This window comes from Cyanobium sp. LEGE 06113 (assembly GCF_015207615.1).
Map to the genome: position 1 here is coordinate 201,416 of NZ_JADEWM010000003.1, position 19,406 is coordinate 220,821.

Annotated in this window: 22 protein-coding genes, 1 tRNA gene and 1 pseudogene; 8 read left to right on the top strand and 16 right to left on the bottom strand. The window is 68.6% G+C overall.

Annotated features, from left to right (window positions below; translation table 11 throughout):
- The first annotated feature begins 52 nt into the window (after window positions 1-52).
- Both IQ220_RS07145 and fetB read left to right on the top strand, forming a co-directional pair.
- On the top strand, window positions 53-703 hold the full coding sequence (locus IQ220_RS07145; protein ID WP_193913994.1) for an ATP-binding cassette domain-containing protein: 651 nt from the start codon (window positions 53-55) through the stop codon (window positions 701-703).
- The gene (gene fetB, locus IQ220_RS07150) at window positions 700-1,512 is read left to right on the top strand and encodes an iron export ABC transporter permease subunit FetB (RefSeq protein ID WP_193913996.1); all 813 of its coding nucleotides are present in this window, start codon (window positions 700-702) and stop codon (window positions 1,510-1,512) included. Before IQ220_RS07145 ends, fetB begins: the two co-directional genes overlap by 4 nt.
- Before the next feature lie 62 nt (window positions 1,513-1,574).
- Here the strand turns inward: fetB and IQ220_RS07155 are convergent, their stop codons facing one another.
- The 9 genes from IQ220_RS07155 to IQ220_RS07190 form a co-directional block, all read right to left on the bottom strand.
- Window positions 1,575-2,222, bottom strand: coding sequence for a hypothetical protein (locus IQ220_RS07155; RefSeq protein ID WP_193913998.1), 648 nt, complete (start codon window positions 2,220-2,222; stop codon window positions 1,575-1,577).
- Between the two features lie 98 nt (window positions 2,223-2,320).
- Complete coding sequence (locus tag IQ220_RS07160; protein WP_228008963.1) at window positions 2,321-3,208, bottom strand: DUF6880 family protein; 888 nt, start codon at window positions 3,206-3,208, stop codon at window positions 2,321-2,323.
- Window positions 3,139-3,657, bottom strand: a complete 519-nt coding sequence (locus IQ220_RS15655) for a DUF6880 family protein (protein WP_228008964.1) — start codon at window positions 3,655-3,657, stop codon at window positions 3,139-3,141. The genes IQ220_RS07160 and IQ220_RS15655 overlap by 70 nt, the downstream gene beginning before the upstream one ends.
- 392 nt (window positions 3,658-4,049) lie before the next feature.
- On the bottom strand, window positions 4,050-4,553 hold the full coding sequence (locus IQ220_RS07165) for a type II toxin-antitoxin system YhaV family toxin (RefSeq protein ID WP_370566370.1): 504 nt from the start codon (window positions 4,551-4,553) through the stop codon (window positions 4,050-4,052).
- A 2-nt stretch (window positions 4,554-4,555) separates the two neighbouring features.
- Window positions 4,556-4,912 (bottom strand): type II toxin-antitoxin system PrlF family antitoxin, encoded by a 357-nt coding sequence (locus tag IQ220_RS07170; protein WP_370566371.1) that lies wholly within the window; start codon window positions 4,910-4,912, stop codon window positions 4,556-4,558.
- 205 nt (window positions 4,913-5,117) lie between these two features.
- The gene (locus tag IQ220_RS07175; RefSeq protein WP_228008965.1) at window positions 5,118-6,035 is read right to left on the bottom strand and encodes an ArdC family protein; all 918 of its coding nucleotides are present in this window, start codon (window positions 6,033-6,035) and stop codon (window positions 5,118-5,120) included.
- A 214-nt stretch (window positions 6,036-6,249) separates the two neighbouring features.
- Window positions 6,250-6,708, bottom strand: a complete 459-nt coding sequence (locus tag IQ220_RS07180) for a hypothetical protein (RefSeq protein ID WP_193914002.1) — start codon at window positions 6,706-6,708, stop codon at window positions 6,250-6,252.
- A 173-nt stretch (window positions 6,709-6,881) separates the two neighbouring features.
- Window positions 6,882-6,955: transfer RNA gene (locus IQ220_RS07185), tRNA-Pro, on the bottom strand.
- Window positions 6,956-6,984: 29 nt separating this feature from the next.
- Window positions 6,985-7,794, bottom strand: coding sequence for an ABC transporter ATP-binding protein (locus IQ220_RS07190; protein WP_193914004.1), 810 nt, complete (start codon window positions 7,792-7,794; stop codon window positions 6,985-6,987).
- A gap of 25 nt (window positions 7,795-7,819) precedes the next feature.
- On the opposite strand from IQ220_RS07190, the gene IQ220_RS16505 reads away from it, so the two are divergent.
- Complete coding sequence (locus IQ220_RS16505) at window positions 7,820-9,568, top strand: SDR family NAD(P)-dependent oxidoreductase (RefSeq protein WP_370566372.1); 1,749 nt, start codon at window positions 7,820-7,822, stop codon at window positions 9,566-9,568.
- Window positions 9,569-10,076: 508 nt separating this feature from the next.
- Here the strand turns inward: IQ220_RS16505 and IQ220_RS07200 are convergent.
- The gene (locus tag IQ220_RS07200; protein WP_370566373.1) at window positions 10,077-10,568 is read right to left on the bottom strand and encodes a TspO/MBR family protein; all 492 of its coding nucleotides are present in this window, start codon (window positions 10,566-10,568) and stop codon (window positions 10,077-10,079) included.
- Window positions 10,569-10,603: 35 nt separating this feature from the next.
- Between IQ220_RS07200 and IQ220_RS07205 the strand changes: the two genes are divergently transcribed.
- Complete coding sequence (locus IQ220_RS07205; RefSeq protein WP_193914015.1) at window positions 10,604-11,965, top strand: DUF2254 domain-containing protein; 1,362 nt, start codon at window positions 10,604-10,606, stop codon at window positions 11,963-11,965.
- 28 nt (window positions 11,966-11,993) lie between these two features.
- Here IQ220_RS07205 and IQ220_RS07210 read toward each other — a convergent pair whose 3' ends face one another.
- Together IQ220_RS07210 and IQ220_RS07215 are read right to left on the bottom strand one after the other, a co-directional pair.
- Window positions 11,994-12,431: a hypothetical protein gene (locus IQ220_RS07210; RefSeq protein WP_193914017.1), complete on the bottom strand. Its 438-nt coding sequence runs from the start codon at window positions 12,429-12,431 to the stop codon at window positions 11,994-11,996.
- Window positions 12,432-12,571: 140 nt separating this feature from the next.
- Entirely contained in the window at window positions 12,572-12,985 is a 414-nt protein-coding gene (locus IQ220_RS07215; RefSeq protein ID WP_186696649.1) for a Rid family detoxifying hydrolase, read from the bottom strand.
- A gap of 45 nt (window positions 12,986-13,030) precedes the next feature.
- On the opposite strand from IQ220_RS07215, the pseudogene IQ220_RS07220 reads away from it, so the two are divergent.
- A pseudogene (locus IQ220_RS07220) lies at window positions 13,031-14,166 on the top strand (ABC transporter ATP-binding protein).
- Between the two features lies 1 nt (window position 14,167).
- Here IQ220_RS07220 and gloB read toward each other — a convergent pair.
- On the bottom strand, window positions 14,168-14,947 hold the full coding sequence (gene gloB / locus IQ220_RS07225) for a hydroxyacylglutathione hydrolase (RefSeq protein WP_193914019.1): 780 nt from the start codon (window positions 14,945-14,947) through the stop codon (window positions 14,168-14,170).
- Between the two features lie 71 nt (window positions 14,948-15,018).
- Between gloB and hisG the strand changes: the two genes are divergently transcribed.
- From hisG to ppk2, 3 genes are all read left to right on the top strand, one after another.
- Window positions 15,019-15,678 (top strand): ATP phosphoribosyltransferase, encoded by a 660-nt coding sequence (gene hisG / locus IQ220_RS07230; RefSeq protein ID WP_186696646.1) that lies wholly within the window; start codon window positions 15,019-15,021, stop codon window positions 15,676-15,678.
- Window positions 15,678-17,477, top strand: coding sequence for an ABC transporter ATP-binding protein (locus IQ220_RS07235; RefSeq protein WP_193914021.1), 1,800 nt, complete (start codon window positions 15,678-15,680; stop codon window positions 17,475-17,477). Before hisG ends, IQ220_RS07235 begins: the two co-directional genes overlap by 1 nt.
- A gap of 97 nt (window positions 17,478-17,574) precedes the next feature.
- On the top strand, window positions 17,575-18,579 hold the full coding sequence (gene ppk2 / locus IQ220_RS07240; RefSeq protein ID WP_228008967.1) for a polyphosphate kinase 2: 1,005 nt from the start codon (window positions 17,575-17,577) through the stop codon (window positions 18,577-18,579).
- A 25-nt stretch (window positions 18,580-18,604) separates the two neighbouring features.
- Here the strand turns inward: ppk2 and IQ220_RS15665 are convergent, their stop codons facing one another.
- The 3 genes from IQ220_RS15665 to IQ220_RS15675 are packed head-to-tail and all read right to left on the bottom strand — an operon-like array spanning window position 18,605 to window position 19,397.
- A complete protein-coding gene (locus tag IQ220_RS15665; protein ID WP_228008968.1) occupies window positions 18,605-18,778 on the bottom strand; it encodes an alpha/beta fold hydrolase in 174 nt (57 codons plus the stop codon).
- Window positions 18,778-19,119, bottom strand: coding sequence for a hypothetical protein (locus IQ220_RS15670; RefSeq protein WP_228008969.1), 342 nt, complete (start codon window positions 19,117-19,119; stop codon window positions 18,778-18,780). Before IQ220_RS15670 ends, IQ220_RS15665 begins: the two co-directional genes overlap by 1 nt.
- Entirely contained in the window at window positions 19,119-19,397 is a 279-nt protein-coding gene (locus IQ220_RS15675; protein ID WP_228008970.1) for an alpha/beta fold hydrolase, read from the bottom strand. The genes IQ220_RS15670 and IQ220_RS15675 overlap by 1 nt, the downstream gene beginning before the upstream one ends.
- Window positions 19,398-19,406 lie beyond the last annotated feature (9 nt).

Below are 19,406 nucleotides of genomic sequence, written 5' to 3' on the forward strand. Positions count from 1 at the left end.
GGTTAAGCCGGGCCGGGTCTGAGCAGACTGGGCTCTGAATCCGCTCTCCGCCGTGGACTGTCCTCTGCTCCTGCGCGCCGAAGGGCTACAGCGCCAGCTGGGCGATCGACGGCTCTGGAGCCGGCTGGATCTGGAGCTGGCCGCCGGCGAGCGCCTGGGGCTGCTGGGGCCTTCGGGGGCGGGCAAGACGCTGTTGCTGCGAGCGATGGCCCTGCTGGATCCGCTTCAGGCAGGCTCGATCCGCCTGCAGGGGCGATCGCCGCAGGGCTGGGGACTGCCCCGCTGGCGTTCGCTGGTGCTCTACCTCGCCCAGCGGCCTGTCGCCCACGCGGGCACGGTGGAGGCCAACCTGCGCAGCCCCTGGCGTTTTCAGGAGCGGCGGCGCCAGGCTGGCTGGAGGCCCGGGCGCATCACCTCCTGGTTGGCGGCCCTGGGCCGAGATCCTTCCTTTTTGAATTACGACGCCGAGAGGCTCTCTGGCGGCGAGCTGCAGCTGTTGGCGCTGCTGCGGGCCCTGCAGTTCGACCCCAGCGTGTTGCTGCTGGATGAACCCACGGCCTCCCTCGATGGCACCACCACCAACGCCGTCGAGACCCTGCTGATCAGCTGGCTGGCCGCAGGCCCCCGGGCGCTGCTGTTCACCAGCCATGACGGCGACCAGGTTCAGCGCCTGGCGACCCGCACCCTGGAGCTGCAGCCATGACCGCATCGGAGGCCGGAGCCCTGGCGATCAGCGATGGCCGTCTGGCGCTGTCGGCCCTGCTGATCCTGGTGAATGTGGGCCTGTCGCTGGCGCTGCGCCTGGGCCTGGCTCGCAGCCTGCTGGTGGCCTCCGTGCGGATGGTGGTGCAGTTGCTGCTGGTGGGCTCGGTGCTCGAGTGGCTGTTTCGCCAGGACAATGCCCCGCTGATCGTGCTGCTCGGGGCGGCGATGGCGATGATCGCCGGGATCTCGGCGGTGCAGCGCACCCGGCGCCGCTTCGTGGGGATCTATCTCAACAGCCTGCTGTCGGTGCTGGCGGCCTCGGCCCTGGTCACGGGGCTGGCGGTGGCGGGGCTGATCCAACCCCAGCCCTGGTACAACCCCCAGTACCTGATTCCCCTGCTGGGCATGGTGCTGGGCAATGCGCTCAACGGCATCTCCCTCGGCCTGGATCGTTTCATGGAGGGCCTGGGCAGCGGGCGCGATCGGGTGGAGACGGCCCTGGCCCTTGGTGCCACGCGTTGGGAGGCCTGTCAGGAGGTGGTGCGTGATGCCATCCGCGTGGCGATGATTCCCACGATCAATTCCATGATGGTGATGGGGCTGGTGAGTCTGCCGGGGATGATGACCGGCCAGATTCTCCAGGGAGCGGCGCCCGCAGCAGCCGTGCGCTACCAGATTGTGATCCTGTTCATGGTGGCTTCTGCCACGGCCCTGGGCGTGTTCGGCGTCGTCGCCCTGGCCTATGGGCGGCTTACCAGCCCGGAGCACCAGTTGCGCCTCGACCGGCTGGTGATGGTGGGCGATTAGAGGGCGATGGCGGCGCCTGAGTTCTGGCGATGGAGTCTCGGCAGAGTCAGCCCGGCCACAAATCAGCCCGGCCACAAAAACGTATTGAAGTAGCGCGTGCCGATGCTGTTCTGATAGCCCAGGGTGTTTTTCTCTGACAAGCTCACAACGGCGCCCAGTCGGTCGGCCGTTTTGACGCATTGCTGGAACGTCTGGGCTGTGTAGCATTGAACATCGAGCTGATTGCATCCCCTGGGAGGCACCAGGCCAACCTGGAAAGGCTGGATGCTGCAGAAGATCGGTTTGGTGTAGAGCTGGCGAAGCCGATAGAAATCGTAGAGCGTGTAATTGGCAAAAAAGTGATCATCCACCTGAATGCCATCGCCGTGGCGTGCTTCATGCAACAGGTCGGGCACGCTCAGGGAGCGGTATTGGGGGGATTGAACCCACACCACCGGCATCAATCCCTGCTGGCGGGCCTCCCGGGCCACCTGCTGTTGCGTGGCATCAGAGACCTTGCGGTAGTCGAGAAAGACCACGCGATAGCGCACGGCTCGAATCCGAGCCATCAGCTCGCCCATCCTGTTGGTGGAGCTGTAATACCAGATCTGGGGCTGCGACAGCCATGTGCCGTTGGGTGCTGCCGTCGCCAGCAACGGCGCCAGGGCCAGGGCGAAGATCGAAGCCTGGCAGGCGAGGCATCGGAACTGGCGAAACAGCTGCAGCGGCATGGACAAGATCTCGTTGCTCCGCTTTTGGTGAAGACGCGTGGTGGGTGTTGTGCTGCGTGTCGTGCTGAGTCTGCAAATCATCGCCTTTGACCTCTCCATCACTCCAGCCTTTCCCAGAACTGCCAGGTTCCTCCGAACCTGTCATGAAGGCTCTCGACGTAGGTGGCGTGGTCTGGGTGCCCCTGCCAGTCGTCGATGCGGGCCGCCAGCTGGTCGCAGCTGCGCAGCTGCTCGGCGGCGTAGCGGTAGCGCTTGTCGCGCCCCATCTCCAGCGCGAACACCACCAGCGGCCGTAGCAGCAGCGTGGCCGCGAGGGGATGCTGAGCACTGAGGCGCTCGGCGGCGGCGCAGTGAATCGTGTAGGCCTCCCCATCCCACTCGCGTGCATGGGCCAGCACATGGCGGGCTGCGCGGGAGAGGGCCGGCCATGCCACCAGGAACTGCAGCCCCCGCAGGCTCTCCGGATGCTGCCCGGCCAGCTGCAGGGCCCGCTCCTCCGCCTCCACATCCGCAAAGTCGTCCAGGCGCTGCAGGTAATCGCGCAGGTGGGGGATCGAGAGGCTGTGGCTGAACCACTGCCAGCGCACCTCCTGGGCTTCCGCCCGGCGGTTGAGGGCCTCGAGCACGGCGATGCGGCTGTCGTGCCACGCCGACTCCTCGAGATCTGCGACCTCTTCCGTGGCTGCATCGAGAATCTGCAGGGCTTGCTCCGCCCGCTCGCACCTCAGCAGCTGCTGGGCCACGCCGGCGGCGATGTCGCGCCAGCGCAGATCCTCAGCATCGAACTGGGCCAGGTAGCCCTCCACATCGCCCCGGGCCAGAGCGATCTGGAGCAGGTGGGTGTCGCCGTTGCGGCCGCCGCGCTGGCGGCAGCTGCTCTCCAGCCGCTTCAGGCCGCTCTGGCCCAGGGCCTCGCTCAGCACCGGCACCAGCCCATCGAACTGCTCATGGCCGTTCTCGGCCAGCAGCTCGGCAACCTGCTCCACCAGGCTTCCGGCTCCAGCTGGGCGGCCTGGGCCAGCGGCCCGAGCTGCTTGACGGCCCGCTCGAACACGGCGACCACCGTGCTGGTGTTGCCTGTGCAGCGCTGCAGCACCCCTTCGGCGAGTTCCAGCAAACGGAGCAGGAGATCGCAGGCCAGCTTCGGGTCAGCGGCGGCGATCGGGCCGCTGATCGCCTGGAGCTGAGCTTCCAGCTCACTCACCAGGGCCTTGCGCCTGCGCGAGTCCACCAAGCTGCTGGCCCGATCCATGGCGCTGAGACGTTTGCGCACGTCCTGAGCGGCCGCGTCGCTCCCCTCGGCGGCGGCCAGGGCTAGCCGCAGCCGCCTCTGGATCACGGCGTTGCCACCGCTCACCTCGATCAGCAGCTCCGCCAGGACGGCAGCCCCCAGGGCTTCCAGGTTGCTGGCCTTGAGGGTGCGCTTGTTGGCCACTGGGCTACGGCAGGGCGGGGGTTCAGAAACAGGAGCGATCCAGCTGCTGCCCAGGCTCCACGCTCAGCCTGCTATTGGGCCCAACGACGATCTCGATCTGGTCATCATCCTGCAGGCCGGCCTGGCGCAGGCGATCGGCGATGTGGTCAGTGGGTTGGACTGCGCCCGAGGCGCCTGCTTGGCCGCGCTCTGTCCAAATTTAGAGGCTGAAAGCTACGCCAGGCTGGAATGGTGCAGCACCGCAGATGCCGCTGGCTTCAGCAGGCTCTGGGTGCATTGATGTTGTCTTCTGCTGATTTGCAGCACGCACCTTCTGGTTCGATAGGCCGGCAGAACGGCAAACGGATACCAGCTGAGGAGGTGGCAGACAGCATGCCAATTTCCGCTTCAGCTCAAGGCAGCTGATCTGTGAGTTGCTGCAAACGCCCGGTGGCCTGCCCCGCCTCTGGCAAGAGCTCCTCCCAGCCATCTGGCGGATGGCCGCTGGTCAGCATGGACTGGAACACCCGATAGGCATCGGTCTTGCTGCCGTAGGCGCGTTTGGTGCCGGTGTCGTTCACCCAGCCCAGCACGATCAGCCGTGAGCGGGTGTGAAAACGGAAGAACAAGTGGTATTGCTGAAAGAACCTGGCCCGTCGCCAGTGGCGATGCTCAGCCCCGAGCGTGGATCCCTGCTGGTACTCCTTGCGGCTGGGATCCCGGGGAATGTCCTGGAGCATCAGGCGGGCGATGGCCGCCGGGCGCTTGCTGGCGTTCTTGCTGCCGTATCCCGGCGGGTCTTTGCGGCGTAGCTTCTCCACATCTGCGAGCAACGACGCCAGCTGATCGAGAAACAACGGGTGCGCATAGACCCTCCACCCGTTGATCACCGCGGGCGATCCTGCAGCGGTGCTCACCGTCAGGCGGGCTCGTCGCTGGCGATGTCGTCGTCGTCGGGAAGCACCTGATCGATGTCTACATCGATGGCACCCACCAGATCCTGCAAGCGGCTCACCAGATCAGCGGTGATGGGCCGCAAGCGGTCTGGATGCTGGCTGATGTCCTGCTCCAGCAGGGTCAGAAAGGGAGCCAACGCCGGATCGTCGACTTCTACCGCCGGGCTGACGCGCTGCAGCACCACCTCACCATTGGAGCGAAAGGCGTAGCGGATCCGGTCGCGCTTGCGAAGCCCCAGGGCCTTGCGCACCGGCTGCGGCACGGTGGTCTGATAGCGATCCGTCAGGGCCGATTCCACCTCCTCCGGTGGTGAGCCCACGCTCGAGGCTTCAACAGTGGGGGAAGAGAGAGCGGCCATTGGAGACCCACCGGAGACTTTTCGATGGTAATGCATGTGCATTGCCTTGGGGGTGGGGGCCAGCAGCTCAGCGCGAACGAATCGGCGGGCAGGCCCCTTGCGCCCGACTTGGACCAATGTCGCCAGGAAGGGTGCCGGAGCGGCTGCTGCTGATTGGCCGCCCGGATCAGGGCCTTATCCGCTGAAGCGTCGTGGGGCTGGGCACTTCTGGCCCCTCAGGGCAGATCAGATCGGCGGCCTTCCTGGCACCGCTGAGCACCTGCAGCAGCACCCGGGGCGATTCGCGCAGCAGCTCGACCCAGTGGCCCAGATAGGCGGCGTGATTGGCCATGGCACTGCCGATCTCGAGCCGATCGCCCAGCAGCACCGCCCCCAGCTCAGCCACCAGCTCCTCACGGGCATAGGCCTTGCCGCCATCGCCGCCCTCGCCCATGCCGCCGGAGAGATCCCTGGCCAGCCGGGAGCTGTGGCCGGAGGAGTGGATCGCCTCATGGGCCCAGGTGGCATAGAGGGCCGCCGCTGAATGGAAGGCCGAGCGATCCGGCAGCTGGATGCGATCCGGCCCTGGCAGATAGCAGGCCCGATCGCCGCCATGGCGCACCGGCACCGGCCAGCAACTGAGCACGGCCTCAGCCGATGCCAGCCGCTCGGGCTCAGTCCGCTGGATCACCGCCTCGGCCTGGCGGCGCTTCTGGAGGAGCCCCTCCAGCGCCTCGCCCTCCAGATCGGCGGCATTGAAGACCGCCACCGGCCGGTAGCTCACCCAGCGGCGGCCAGCCGCATCGGCCGGATCAGCCTCGGCCAGCTGGCCTTCTCCCCGCTGATGCACCTGGGGCCGCAGCACGTGCACGGCCTTGCTCCCCTTGCGGGGGATGATCCCCAGCGCCTTGGCTTCGGCAAAGCCGCACCAATAGGGCAGCGCTGAAGCCCGCAGGTGCATGCCCAGGGTGAGCAGCACCGGATTGGCACCGCGGTAGCGACGGCCGGAGAGCAGATTCACGTGGTGCCCGCCAGCGGCGGCATCCCACTCGCGCCGCCAGGGGGTGGTGCCCGCCTCAAGCTGGGCGACCAGGGAGGCCACCATCTTCTCTTCTGGCGAGAGCTTGGGGCCGGGAGTGCCTTTCGGTGTGGTGGTGGATCGTGATGTGGAAGCAACAGCCACGGGTGGCAAGCGCAGGACCGCAAGCGCCACCGCGGCCAGCGTCAAGGGCCGGCCGCAGCGCTCACAGAAACCAATGCCCCAGGTGTCCCATCTCCTGCCGCGGACCGGCTTGCGCCAGCCCTTGAGCGGCACGCTTCTAAATGGCCCGATCCACCCGCACGTAGCCGGCGTTCGTGCAGCGTCCCTGCTCACCAGCTGGGGTGGCGATTCTACCGCTGAGGCGATCGATGCTGAACAGCACCACTTGGCTGCCGGGCTGCAGGATTTGAATCTGTCCACTGCCAACCCTGGCCTGCACTGCTCGGCGCTGGCCGCTGAGCGGCCAGAACGACGAACCACTGGCAGAGCCTTCGCGGAGGTTGAAATCAACGAGGGTCCCCAGGCCCCCCACCGAGGCAGGCGCTAACGAGCAGATCATGTTGATGGGGGAGGCCAGGGCTGAACGGCCCAGCTGCAGCGCCGTCCAGGTCAGCAGCAGCGCCGGCAACGCCAGCAGCGGCCGCGGCGGGCACGGACCGCGGCAGGAAGGGCGGTGGCTGTGGTCTTCGCCGGATGTCATGCCGTAGGTGCCGTCTCCGGGTCGTAACACTCCCATGAAAGTTCGATCAGCGCGTCCTCGCTCAGCTTGATCTCACCCCGTCCGAGGTGCACAGCTCTCGACATGGCCGGTTTCGGATCTCCATTCCTTTGCCGGTAAGCCCCCAGTCAGGTGGCGGGGCTTCTGTCCAGCCCCTGTTCCACCGGGGGGCCCAACCGCCGAACAATCAATCGGGGCGACAGGATTCGAACCTGCGACCTAGTGCTCCCAAAGCACCCGCGCTACCAAGCTGCGCCACGCCCCGCCGGGGCAGACTTTACCGCTCGGTGCCGCTCAGCCCGGGCTGCCTGCCCCATCGGCGGCCGGCAGCACCTGGCGGTAGCCATGGGCCTCGATCACCTGCAGGGGGGTGTCGAAAAGGGCGCTCAGGGGGCCGGCCTGGAGCAGCTCAGCCGCCGGGCCATCGGCCTCCAGCTGCCCCTGGCGCAGCAGCAGGCAGCGGCTGATCTCCGGAATGATCGCCTCGATCTGGTGGGTCACCAGCAGCAGGGTGGTGCCGCGCCGGGCCAGCTGCCTGAGGATGGCGAGCAGCTGGTGGCGGGCCTTGAGATCGAGGCCGTTGGTGGGTTCATCCAGCACCAGCACCTCGGGGTCGTGCACCAGGGCCCGGGCCAGCAGCAGGCGGCGGCGCTGGCCGTCGGAGAGCTCCCGGAAGGGCCGCTCGGCCAGATCCGCCAGGTGCAGCTCGGCCATCAGCTCCGCCACCCGCTGCTGCTGGGTGGCGCTGGGCTCCTGGCTGCGGCCCAGGCCAACGGAGCCGAAGAAGCCTGAGAGCACCACATCCCGCCCCCGCACCCCGCCGCTGTAGTGGGCCTGCAGGTGCTCTGACACCACACCGATGCGGCTGCGCAGGGCCCAGAGGTTCACGGTGTCGCTGCCGAAGATCCGCAGCCAGGAGCCCGGCTGCACCACCGGGTAGAGGCTGCGGCAGAGCAGCTTGATCAGCGAGCTCTTGCCTGAGCCGTTCGGGCCCAGGATCACCGTGTGCTCGCCGGGGAACAGCTGCAGGCTGAGGTTCTCGAACACCGGCCGTGGGCCCAGGTAGGCGGTCACGGCACGCAGCTCGATGTAGGGCTCTGCCATCGGTGTTGGAGCCCTGCAGGCGCTGATGTTGCGATTCTGGCGCTCTGCGATCGGCGCCACCCCCGAGCTGTTGCGCCACACCCCGGCCGAGGGCTTCCCGGCCTTGCTGTTGTCCCACCCGGCCGGCGACGTCCATTACTGCGGCTGGACGTCGCGCCGCAGCTTCGGGGCCAGCAGCTATCTGGTGGTGCGCCCCGAGGGCAACGTGCTGATCGACAGCCCGCGCTTCAACGGCCACCTGGCCCGCCGCCTGGAGGCCCTCGGCGGCGTGGCGGCCATGCTGCTCACCCACCGCGATGACGTGGCCGACCACGCCTGCTGGGCCGAGCGCTTCGGCTGTCCCCGCTGGATTCACCGCGCCGATGCCGATGCTGCCCCCGGCGCCGAGCAGCTGGTGGAGGGCCAGGCGCCGGTGCTGCTCAATCCCGGCCTGCGCCTGATCCCCACCCCCGGCCACACCGCCGGCTCGATGGTCGCCCTGCTGGGCGAGCAGATCCTGTTCAGCGGCGACCACCTCTGGTGGAGTCCGGGGCAGCGGGCGGTGGTGGCCTCACGCACCTACTGCTGGTGGGATTGGCCGAGCCAGGTGGCCTCGGTGGAGTTGCTGCGGGATCTCGATGTGCGCTGGCTGCTGCCGGGCCATGGCGACCGCCACCCCTTTGCGCCGGCGCCTGGGGAGCGGCGATTGACTGCACCCTGGCCTACTGCCGCGGGCTGGCGGCTGGCTGAACGCCCATACTTTCAGCTGCAACACCCTCCCCCCACGACCGTGCCGCGGCGCATCCTGCTCACCGGCGGCAGCTCCGGCATCGGCTTTGCGGCAGCCCGGCTGCTGCTGGAGCAGGGCCATGGGCTGATCCTTCCCTGCCGCGATGCCGTCACCGCCGAGGCCACCGTCGCCCGGCTGAGGGCTGCCCTCGGCGGTGCCGGGCCCGGCCTTCCTGAACCTGCGCTCAGCGCCCCGGTGGCGGATCTGGCCGACCTCAGCAGCGTCGAGCGCTGCGCTGATGCCTTGCTGGAGCATGGCGAGCCGATCGACACCCTGGTGCTCAACGCCGGCCTGCAGGACAGCGGTGCCAAGCAGCCCCGCCGCTCCGCCCAGGGCTATGAGCTCACCATCGCCGTCAACCATCTGGCCCACCAGGCCCTCGCCCTGCGGCTGCTGCCCCTGGTCGAGGCCGGCCAGGCCCCGCGGCTGGTGGTCACCGCTTCGGAGGTGCACGACCCCACCACCCCTGGCGGGCGGGTCGGGCCCCCGGCGGGCCTCGGCGATCTGGAGGGTCTGCGCTCCGGCCCCGGCTTCGAGATGGTGGCTGGCGGCGTGGCCTTTCAGGCCGACAAGGCCTACAAGGACAGCAAGCTCTGCAACATGCTCTTTGCCCGGGCGCTGGAGCGGCGTCTGCGCCAGCGGGGCAGGCCGCTGCCGGTGCTGGCCTGGAGCCCCGGGCTGGTGATCCCGCGCCACAACGGCGGCTTCTTCCGCTCCAGCCGCCGCCACAACGAACTGGGTCAGCGGCTGTTCGCCCTGGTGGCCCGCGATCTGCTGCGCGTCACCGCCAGCCCGGCCCAGGCCGGCGCCCTGCTGGCACGCCTGGCCACCGATGCCGAGGAAGGCGCCCCCGGCTTCCGCTACCGCTGCAACCAGGTGCTGGGTCCGGGGCGTCTGCGCGAGGCCCTGGTGGAGCCCAGCGCTGAAGCCTGCGATGACGCCCTGGCGGAGCGTCTGTGGACGATCAGTGCCGATCTGGTGGGCTTGCCGCCGCTACCACTGTGAAGCTCCTTGTCCATCGATGAAGAGCGATGTCGAGTGCGGCGATTCACCTGGACGTGATTGCTGTTTGCTCCGAAGCTGTGCACAACAGATCTCGGAGGCTCCTTTGGACGACACTCCGCCCAACCAGATGACAGGAGCGAACTGACGTTCGGACCCTGCTCCAACAATCTCGAACCATTTCTGACTGTTCCAGTGCACAACCGGTGCCCATGGCACCGTTGAGGCACACTCTTTCCGCATCGCCTATCGGCTCAGGTCATCCCTGGCCATCAGGTGCCCCAGAGTTACCGGAACGTCCTTGTTGAGCCATGGCCCCAGGTGCCCTTGTCAGGCAGCTCCGCCCTACAACTGAATACAATTCAACGGAATCACACGTTTCTGACGATCTCATTGATCGCGCCTTAGGGGCTTGAAGCGATCCATCTTCAGCCCAAGCCAAACAGACAAAGCCCGGCGTTGCACACGTCGGGCTTTGTTGTGGGCGCAGCGATGGTCTGGCGCCATGGCCTCAGCGGTTCAGGCGCTGCATCTGCCAGGTGACCAGGCTGCCCACCGGGCTCCACAGCAGATAGGGCACGAGCAGCAACCAGGCAGCCGTGCCGAGAGGTGCCACAGCGATGCAGAGTGCCACGCCCCAGACCCAGCCCGCCAGACCCACCAGGGTGCCGTTGCGCAGGCTGCGGGTGCGGCCCATCACCAGCGTGTAGCTCTGCACCAGCACCAGCAGCCCCAGATAACCGCCCATCAGCGCAAAGCTGCCGCTCGCCCTCCAGCTCAGCAGCGCCGAGCCATAGAAACAGGCATAGATCGTGATCCAGATCAGGGGAATCAGCCGCTCAAAGCTGAGCCAGGCCGGGCGCCGCTGCTTCAGAAACCAGGCGAAGTCCTGGCGGGATGGATTCAGCAATGCGGCCACGGCCAGCATCGTTGCCAGGATCAAAGCAGCAGCCAGCACAGGTGTCGTTGCGGGGGTCAGCTCGACAGGCCAGCTTCGCAGCACCAGCGCGATGGCGGGCCGATCCGGTGCGGGCGAGCATGGCTGCCAGCCGCTCCCGCTTCGGCCCTTTCCCCGTGACCAATCCTCAGCACCCGATCACCCTGAGCCTGCGCGGCCGGCTGGCCTTTGCGCTCAACCGGCTCGGTGAGAAGCTCTGGGCCAAGCCCCTGCTCCTGTGCCTGGTGTCGCTGCTGGGCGTGTGGCTGGCCTACCTGGCCGATCGCCTGGCGCCGGGGCTGCTGTTGCCCGACATCAGCGCCGACACCCTGGAAACGCTGCTGCGGATCATCTCCTCGAGCATGCTCGTGATTGCGGTGTTTGCCGCGGGTTCGATGCTCTCGGCCTACGCCTCCGCCGGCAGTACTGCCACGCCGCGGGCCCTGGCCGTGGTGGTGGCCGATGACGTGTCGCAGTACGCCCTCTCCACGTTTATCGGTGCCTTCATCTTCGGCATCGTGGCCCTGATCGCCCAGATGAACGGCCTCTACGGCCGCACGGGCCGTTTCGCGCTGTTCCTGCTCACCCTGGTGGTGTTGGCGGTGGTGCTGCTCAGCTTCGTCACCTGGGTCGATCGGATCGCCCGGTTGGGCCGGGTCACCAACACCATCGGTCGGGTGGAGGCTGTCGCCGACCTGGCCCTGCAGGAGCGCGCCCGCCAGCCCACCCTGGGGGGCCGGCTGCTGGGCCCCTCGCCGGTGGTGGCCCCAGGAGCCGAAGCGGCCCAGCCGGTGCTGGCCTCCGGCGTGGGCTACCTGCAACGCATTGATCTCGGTGCCCTGCAGCTGCTGGCCCAGGCCGCCGAGGCGGAGATTCAGGTGCTGTGCCTGCCTGGAGCCTTCATCACCCCCGCCCGGGCCCTGGCCCAGGTGGAAGCCCAGGACTCCCTGCCAGCCGAGCAACTGGAGCGGATCGCCCAGACCTTCCTGATCGGCGATCGGCGCACCTTTGACGATGACCCCCGCTTTGGTCTGGTGGTGCTCTCGGAGATCGCCAGCCGCGCTCTCTCGCCGGCCGTGAACGACCCCGGCACGGCGATCCATGTGATCGGCAGCGTGGTGCGGCTGCTCACCGACTGGGCCCAGACCAGTCTGGAGGAGAGTCGTGCGCCGGCCTCGGCAACGCGCTTCGGCCGCCTCTGGCTGCCTGAGCTGGCTCTCGAGGATCTGCTGGAGGATGGCTTTGCCGCCACGGCCCGCGATGGCGCGGCGTCGTTGGAGGTGGGGCTGCGCCTGCAGAAGGGCCTGCATCAGCTGAGCCTGCTGCCCCTGCCGGCGCTGCGCCAGGCGGCCATGCGCCAGGCAGAACTGGCCCTGGAGCATGGCGAGTTGGCCCTGAGGCTGGAGCGGGAGCGTGAGCGTCTGCGACGGGCGGCCGCCTGGGTGTTGCCGCCATCAGGGTGAGGGCCTGCCCATCGCCTGGCCCGGCGGCTCACCAGGGCAGGGGGCTGCGTCCGCCGCCCACATTGCAGCCCACCTGGGATCCCAGCAGGGCTCCGAGCGGCACCGCCCAGGCTCTCCCCTCATCCTGGGAGGCCACGTAGCCGGCGCCGCCGCCCAGCAGGCCCCCCACCAGCCGACCGGTGTTGCAGCGGCGGGCGTCGCGCTCGAGCTCGGCCCGCAGCTGGTCAACCCGGGATTCGCGGCGGTAGGGCACGGTCTGCACCGGATAATTGCTATAGCTCCTGGGGCTGCGCTCCACCGTGCGCACCCTTCTGGCGGGCAGTTGGCGGGCCGGCACCAGCACATAGGTGTGGTGGCGCTGCCAGCCGCGTGGGCCCGCCAGGGCTGCGGGGGCTGCGCTGAGGCTCAGCAGCCCGGCGGCGCCCAGCAGAAGGAACAGGCGACCGGGACGTGTGAGGTTGGTCATGGTGATGAACGGGTGAGGAAGGGTCCCCTTGGGGGGATGACCTCACTCAACCGATCCCGTGTGTCTGGGTCATGAACGGCTGGGCCTGCAGGTGTGACCGGATCCTTCCGGCCGTCTGCTTTCCCCTGGACCGCCAGGCCTCAGCTCAGCAGGGCGATGCAGTCGATCTCCACCCGGGCCCCCTTGGGCAGAGCGGCCACCTCCACGCAGGCGCGGGCCGGCGCCACCTCGCCGCTGAAGGTGGCGGCGTAGAGCGCATTCACGGCGGCGAAATCGGCCAGATCCGCCAGGTACACCGTGGTGCGCACCACCTGGGCCGGCGTGGCACCCGCCGCCGCCAGCACCGCTTCCAGATTGCTCAGCACCTGGCGCGTTTCCGCCTCCACATCCCCGTCGCCCACCAGGGCGCCGCTGAGGGGATCCAGGGCGATCTGGCCGGAGCAGAACAACAGGCCTCCGGCCTGCACGGCCTGGTTGTAGGGGCCCACCGGAGCCGGGGCAGCGGCGGTGTTCACGGCGATCGCGGCGGAACAGGAGGGCTGGGGAGTGGTCATCGCTGGGCGACTGGCTGACAGGCGGATGACGCATCATGGTCCTGCATGCCCGCTGGCCCCAGGGGCCAAGGACCCATCAGCGCCACCCTCACCGCCCCCTCCCCTGCCGACCCGCTGCACCAGTCCCATGTGGAGCTCAGCGGGCTGTGGCACCGCTACGAGGGCACCGAGGGCTACACCCTGCGCGGCATTGATCTGCAGCTGCGCCCGGGCGAGCTGGTGGGGCTGCTGGGGCCCTCCGGTTGCGGCAAGACCACCCTGCTGCGGCTGATTGCCGGTTTTGAGCGGCCCGAGCGCGGTGCCGTGATGATCGCCGGCCGCCAGGTGGCTGGCGAGGAGCGCTGGCTGGTGCCGGAGCGGCGCGGCGTGGGGATGGTGTTCCAGGACTACGCCCTGTTCCCGCACCTCACCGCCTGGCGCAACCTCTGCTTCGGGCTGCGCCGCGGCGAGGACACCGCCCGCGCCGCCTGGCTGCTGGAGCTGCTGGGGCTGGACGGCCTGGAGCGCCGCTATCCCCACGAGCTCTCCGGCGGCCAGCGCCAGCGCCTGGCCCTGGCCCGGGCCCTGGCGCCGCGGCCCTCGGTGGTGCTGCTGGATGAGCCCTTCTCCAACCTCGACGTGGAGGTGCGCCTGCGCCTGCGGGCCGAACTGCCCCAGGTGCTCAGCCAGTGCGGAGCCTGCGGGCTGATCGTGACCCACGACCCCGAGGAGGCCCTGGCGATCTGCGACCGGGTGGCCGTGCTCTGTGATGGTGTTCTGCACCAGTGCGCCACCCCCAGGGAGCTGGTGCAACGGCCCGCCACCTCCTTTGTGGGCCGTTTCGTGCTGCAGGGCAATCTGTTGCCAGTGCGCGCCAGCCGCGGCCTGTTCACCACCCCCCTGGGTCAGCTCAGGCCCCTGGATCCGACACCTCAGCGGTTGGATGCAGAACAGGCCGCGGAGGTGATGGTGAGCCCCGAGCCATCGCTCTGGTGCCCGATCGCGCCGGAGAGGCCCGGGTGCTGGGGCGGGAGTTTCTGGGCCGGGAGTGGCTCTACCAGCTGCGCCAGGCCGACCTCAATCTGCGGCTGCGGCTGCCTCTGGGCGAGGAATACGGCCACGGCCAGCGCTGCCGGCTGCAGTTGCGCCGGGGCCACGGCGCCACGCTGTTTCCCCAGGGTCTGCCCCTGGAGGTGTGCTGAGTCAGCCGCGCCAGTGGTCTTTCTGCTCCCTGAGCCGGGCCAGGCTGGCGGCATCAGGGGCTCGCAGGAAGAGGTTCGTGGCCAGCTCCAGGGCGATTTGGCTGGGCACCGTGGCCTGGCCCAGGGCCCGCTGGGCCAGCACCGCGTCCAGCCGCTGCCGGATCGGTGCCGCCGCCGGGTCGTCGCTGGCCACGCTGGCGACGGCCCAGCGCAGGTTGGCCTCCGTGTACTCGTGGGCGCACCACACCCAGGTGGAGCCGGGCAGGGCCGCCAGCCGCTGCAGCGAGGCCTGCATCTGGGCGGCACTGCCCTCGAACAGCCGGCCGCAGCCGCCGGCGAACAGGGTGTCGCCGCAGAACAGGTGCCCGGCCCGGGGGAACCAGTAGGCGAGGTGGGCCCGCGTGTGGCCCGGCACGGCCAGCACCTCCACCGGCTCTCCCAGCAGCCTGAGCTGATCGCCATCGGCCACGCCCTGGGTCTGGAAGGGGATGCGCTCCAGGTCGTCGCGGGCGGCCACCACGGCGCAGTCGGGCCAGCGACGCAGCAGCCCCGGGCTGCCGCCGATGTGGTCGCTGTGGTGGTGGGTCTGCAGGATGCAGACCAGCTCCAGGCCCCGCTGCTCCAGGCGCTGCTGGATCGGGGCCTCGACCGCGGGGTCCACCACCGCAGCCTGCTGGCCCCTGCTCAGCAGCATCACGTAGTTGTCGTTGAGCACGGGGATCAGCTCCACCGCCAGCGTCTCCTCTCCGGAGGGTTTCACCTGTGGCGATTCCGCTTTCATTGGCGGGGCTCCTGCGGGGCTCTCTCGGGGATTCGGGCCCATCGTTACAGTTCGAACAGAGACGTGTCTCCATGATCACCGTTGCCCTGGCCAAGGGTGCCCTGCTGAAGGATTCGGTGCGTCGCTTCGCCGCCGCCGGCCTTGATTTTTCCGCCGTGCTCGAGCCGGGCAACCGCCTGCTGATGGTGCCCAGTGCCTGCGGCACGGCCCGCGCCCTGCTGGTGCGCAACGCCGATGTGCCCGTGTATGTGGCCTATGGCCAGGCGCAGCTGGGGGTGGTGGGTTACGACGTGCTGCAGGAGCACCAGCTGCCGGTGGCCCAGCTGGTGGACCTGGGCTTCGGTGGCTGCCGCATGAGTGTGGCCGTCAAGGCCAGCAGCCCCTACCGCCGGGCCGTGGATCTGCCGGCCCATTGCCGCGTGGCCAGCAAGTTCACCCGCTGCGCCGAGGCCTATTTCGAAGCTCTCGATCTGCCGGTGGAGCTGATCCACCTGGCCGGATCGGTGGAACTGGGCCCGATCACCGGCATGAGTGAGGCGATCGTGGATCTGGTGGCCACCGGCCGCACCCTCAAGGACAACGGCCTGATAGCCATTGAGGATCTGTTCCAGTCCACGGCCCGCCTGGTGGGCCATCCCCTGGCCCTGCGCCTCGATGGCGGCGCCCTGCAGACGATCGTCGACCGGGTTGCGGCCGTCGCCACGGCTCCCGCCCCGGCGGGCGTGGCCTGATGGCGGCCCTCGACCGCGAACGGCTGCTGCGGCTGCTGCCCTACCTGGGCCGCGACAAGCGCCGCCTGCTGCTCACCCTCACCCTGCTGATCCCGGTGGCCACGGCCGCGGCCATCCAGCCGCTGCTGGTGGGTCAGGCGATCGCCGTGCTGCGGGGTGAGCCCACCCTCGCCTTCCTCAGCGGCATGCCGGTGGACCAGGCCCTGCGGCTGCTGGTGATCGTGCTGCTGGCGGCGGTGCTGTTGCGGCTGGGCCTGCAGGGCCTGCAGAGCTACAGCGTTCAGGCCGTGGGCCAGCGGCTCACCGCCCGCATCCGCGACGACCTCTTCGCCCATGCCATGGCACTGTCGCTGCGCTTTCACGACCGCACGCCCGTGGGCAAGCTGCTCACCCGGCTCACCAGTGATGTCGATGCCCTGGCCGAGGTCTTCGGCAGCGGCGCCGTGGGGGTGCTGGCCGATCTGGTCACCCTGTTTGTGATCGCCGTCACCATGCTCAGCATCGAGTGGCGGCTGGCGCTGCTGCTGCTCTCCTCCCAGGTGCCCGTGGTGCTGGGGATGCTGTGGCTGCAGAAGCGCTACCGCCGGGCCAACTACCGCGTGCGCGAGGAACTCAGCGCCCTCAATGCCGACCTGCAGGAGAACCTGCAGGGGCTGGAGGTGGTGCAGATGTTCCGCCGCGAGGACGTCAACAGCGCCCGCTTCGCCCGCACCACCGACGCCTACCGCCAGGCCGTGACGGGCACGATCCTGTTCGACAGCTCCATCTCCGCCTTCATCGAGTGGGTGGCCCTGGTGGCCGTGGCCGTGGTGCTGGCCGCAGGCGGCAGCATGGTGTCCGGCGGCGTGCTCGGGCTGGGCACCCTCACCACCTTCATCCTCTACTCCCAGCGGCTGTTCGATCCCCTGCGCCAGCTGGCGGAGCGCTTCACCCAGATCCAGGGCGGTCTCACGGCGGTGGAGCGCATCGGCGAACTGCTGGAGCAGCCGATTGAGATCCAGGAGCTTCCCGCCGCCCAGCGCTCGGCGGCGGCCCATCGCTCCGGCGGCCAGCGCAGCAGCGCCGGAGAGGTGGTGTTTGAGCACGTGTCGTTCGCCTACCGCGAGGACGATCCGATCCTCACGGATCTGTCCTTCCGCATCGCTCCCGGCGAGCATGTCGCCCTGGTGGGGCCCACCGGATCGGGCAAGACCACGGTGATCCGCCTGCTCTGCCGCCTCTACGAGCCCCAGAGCGGCCGGATCCTGCTCGATGGGGTGGACATCCGCGAGCTGCCGATCCCCACCCTGCGCCAGCGCCTCGGGGTGGTGCTGCAGGACACCTTCCTGTTCAGCGGCAATGTGGCCGACAACCTGCGCCTCGATGCCCCCATCTCCAGCGACGACCTGCAGCGCCTCTGTCGTGAGCTGGGCCTGGCGGAGCTGCTGCGCCGTCTGCCTGAGGGGCTCGCCACCGAGCTGCGCGAGCGCGGCGGCAATCTCTCCTCCGGCGAGCGGCAGCTGCTGGCGGTGGCTCGGGTGGCGATCCGCGATCCCTCCGTGCTGGTGATGGACGAGGCCACCGCCTTCCTGGATCCGGCCACTGAGGCCACCCTGCAGCGTGATCTCGACCGGCTGCTCCAGCAGCGCACGGCGATCGTGATCGCCCACCGGCTGGCCACCGTGGAGGCCGCCGATCGCATCCTGGTGCTGCAGCGGGGCCGCGTCATCGAAGAGGGCACCCATCGCCAGCTGCGCGATTCCGGTGGCCTCTACGCCCGCCTCGCCGAGCTGCAGGACAAGGGGCTGGCGGCCCTCTAGCGGCTGCGACAGAACCTGGCCATTGGTAGTGGTGGCTGCCACACGGGGTTCAAGTGAGGGCCTAGGACGTTTTCATTTCTGGTGACTCTCCCTGTTCATGAATGACGCTGACCTGCTCCAGAGCGCTGCACCGATGATGGACGGGAGTGAGAAAAAGAGCAAAAAGGACAAGAAGGAGAAGAAAGCCGAGAAAAAGGCCAAGTCCAAGAGCCCTGCAAAAGCCAAGGGCGGCAAGGGCAAGAACGACAAAAAAGGACTCTCTGCTGACAAGTACAAACCCTCTCCGATCTTTGATGACTTTGCCAAGCATTCGGAAGGCCACCTCCCCAAGCTCGATCGCAAGTTCTACGAGAAAGAGCTGACCCGGTTGCAGGTGGAGCTGGTCAAGATGCAGTACTGGATCAAGCACGTGGGTTATCGGGTTGTGCTGCTGTTCGAGGGCAGGGACGCGGCCGGCAAGGGCGGCACGATCAAGCGCATCACCGAGCCTCTGAACCCACGCGGCTGCAATGTGGTGGCCCTGGGAACCCCCTCTGATCAGCAGAAAACCCAGTGGTATTTCCAGCGCTATGTAGAGCACTTCCCTTCCGCCGGCGAGATCGTGCTTTTCGACCGCAGCTGGTACAACCGCGCCGGGGTGGAGAAGGTGATGGGCTTCTGCACACCAGAGCAGGTGGAGGAGTTCATGCTCTCCTGCCCGGAGTTCGAGCGCATGCTGGTGCGCAGCGGCATCGTGCTGATCAAATACTGGTTCTCCGTCAGCGACGACGAGCAGGAGTCCCGCTTCCGCTCACGGCTCGAAGACCCCGCCCGCCGCTGGAAACTCAGCCCCATGGACCTGGAGTCGCGCGATCGCTGGGTGGAATTCTCCAAGGCCAAGGATGAGATGTTTGCCCACACCAACATCCCTGAGGCGCCCTGGTTCACGGTGGAGGCCAATGACAAGCGTCGCGCCCGGCTCAACTGCATCAGCCACCTGCTCAGCAAGATTCCCTATGAAGACATGACCCCCGACGCGATCGAATTGCCCCCCCGCAAGAGTGGCAGCGATTACCAGCGCCCCCCCATGAACGAGCAGTTCTTCGTGCCCACCATCTATTGACCTGACCGACTCCTGCCTTGACCGACTACGGCTCAACTGGAGTGGGTCGCGGCGGGGCGATCTGATCCAGCCAGGGGCGGATGGTGTCGGCCAGCTCCCGGGGCCGCCCGAGCATCGGCAGATGGCCCGCCCCCTCCAGCACCCTCAGATCGTGCTGGCTGGCGTAGCCCGCCAGGTGGCGCACGTAGCGGGGTTCCATCACCCGGTCGTTGCTGCCGGCGATCCAGAGGCTGGGCACGCTGAGGGCGGCGGTGAGCCAGGCAGCTGTTGCACGGCGCTGCGCCTCATGCTGCAGGCCAGCAGCCCCTGGGCCGCCCGCCGATCCGCCAGCAGGGGGCTGTGCAGGGAGCTGCTGCCGGGCACGTGAACAAGCCAGCGGGGTCTCAACTGCAGGAACACCACCCCGCTCCGCCGCACCTGGGCAAAGGGCCGCGGCTGGTACACGCCTCCGCCCACGGCGATCTGCACCACGCCGGCGAGCTGGCTGCCGAGGGGGCCGGCGGCGTGGAGCACCAGGCTGCCACCGAGCGAGTGGCCCATCAACACCACCGGCCGGCGTCTTGGGCCTGCCGCCGTGCCTGCTCGGCCACCCAGGCGCCGTAGGTGGCCAGGCTGGCCTGCAGGCCCCGGGGCCGCTCCCGGCCGCCGAAACCGGGCAGATCCGGCGCCCAGATCTCCCAGTCAGGCCCCAGCTCCGCCGCCAGCCGATCCCAGAGCCGGCCCGCCAGCAGCCAGCCGTGCAGGGCCACGATCAGGGGCCGTTGCCTGGCCGGGAGTCGCTCCGGGGCGATCTGTGCTGGAGCGGACGCGGCTGCCATCAGTCAGGA

What these genes read in the sequence shown, in the direction of transcription:
- fetB (WP_193913996.1), top strand. Translation starts at nt 700, where the DNA reads ATGACCGCATCGGAGGCCGGAGCCCTGGCGATCAGCGATGGCCGTCTG.
- IQ220_RS07155 (WP_193913998.1), bottom strand. Translation starts at nt 2,222, where the DNA reads ATGCCGCTGCAGCTGTTTCGCCAGTTCCGATGCCTCGCCTGCCAGGCT.
- IQ220_RS07175 (WP_228008965.1), bottom strand. Translation starts at nt 6,035, where the DNA reads ATGGTGGCCTCCCTGGTCGCCCAGCTTGAGGCGGGCACCACCCCCTGG.
- IQ220_RS07180 (WP_193914002.1), bottom strand. Translation starts at nt 6,708, where the DNA reads ATGGGAGTGTTACGACCCGGAGACGGCACCTACGGCATGACATCCGGC.
- IQ220_RS07190 (WP_193914004.1), bottom strand. Translation starts at nt 7,794, where the DNA reads ATGGCAGAGCCCTACATCGAGCTGCGTGCCGTGACCGCCTACCTGGGC.
- IQ220_RS16505 (WP_370566372.1), top strand. Translation starts at nt 7,820, where the DNA reads ATGTTGCGATTCTGGCGCTCTGCGATCGGCGCCACCCCCGAGCTGTTG.
- IQ220_RS07205 (WP_193914015.1), top strand. Translation starts at nt 10,604, where the DNA reads ATGGCTGCCAGCCGCTCCCGCTTCGGCCCTTTCCCCGTGACCAATCCT.
- IQ220_RS07210 (WP_193914017.1), bottom strand. Translation starts at nt 12,431, where the DNA reads ATGACCAACCTCACACGTCCCGGTCGCCTGTTCCTTCTGCTGGGCGCC.
- IQ220_RS07215 (WP_186696649.1), bottom strand. Translation starts at nt 12,985, where the DNA reads ATGACCACTCCCCAGCCCTCCTGTTCCGCCGCGATCGCCGTGAACACC.
- gloB (WP_193914019.1), bottom strand. Translation starts at nt 14,947, where the DNA reads ATGAAAGCGGAATCGCCACAGGTGAAACCCTCCGGAGAGGAGACGCTG.
- hisG (WP_186696646.1), top strand. Translation starts at nt 15,019, where the DNA reads ATGATCACCGTTGCCCTGGCCAAGGGTGCCCTGCTGAAGGATTCGGTG.
- IQ220_RS07235 (WP_193914021.1), top strand. Translation starts at nt 15,678, where the DNA reads ATGGCGGCCCTCGACCGCGAACGGCTGCTGCGGCTGCTGCCCTACCTG.
- ppk2 (WP_228008967.1), top strand. Translation starts at nt 17,575, where the DNA reads ATGAATGACGCTGACCTGCTCCAGAGCGCTGCACCGATGATGGACGGG.
- IQ220_RS15665 (WP_228008968.1), bottom strand. Translation starts at nt 18,778, where the DNA reads ATGGAACCCCGCTACGTGCGCCACCTGGCGGGCTACGCCAGCCAGCAC.
- IQ220_RS15670 (WP_228008969.1), bottom strand. Translation starts at nt 19,119, where the DNA reads ATGGGCCACTCGCTCGGTGGCAGCCTGGTGCTCCACGCCGCCGGCCCC.
- IQ220_RS15675 (WP_228008970.1), bottom strand. Translation starts at nt 19,397, where the DNA reads ATGGCAGCCGCGTCCGCTCCAGCACAGATCGCCCCGGAGCGACTCCCG.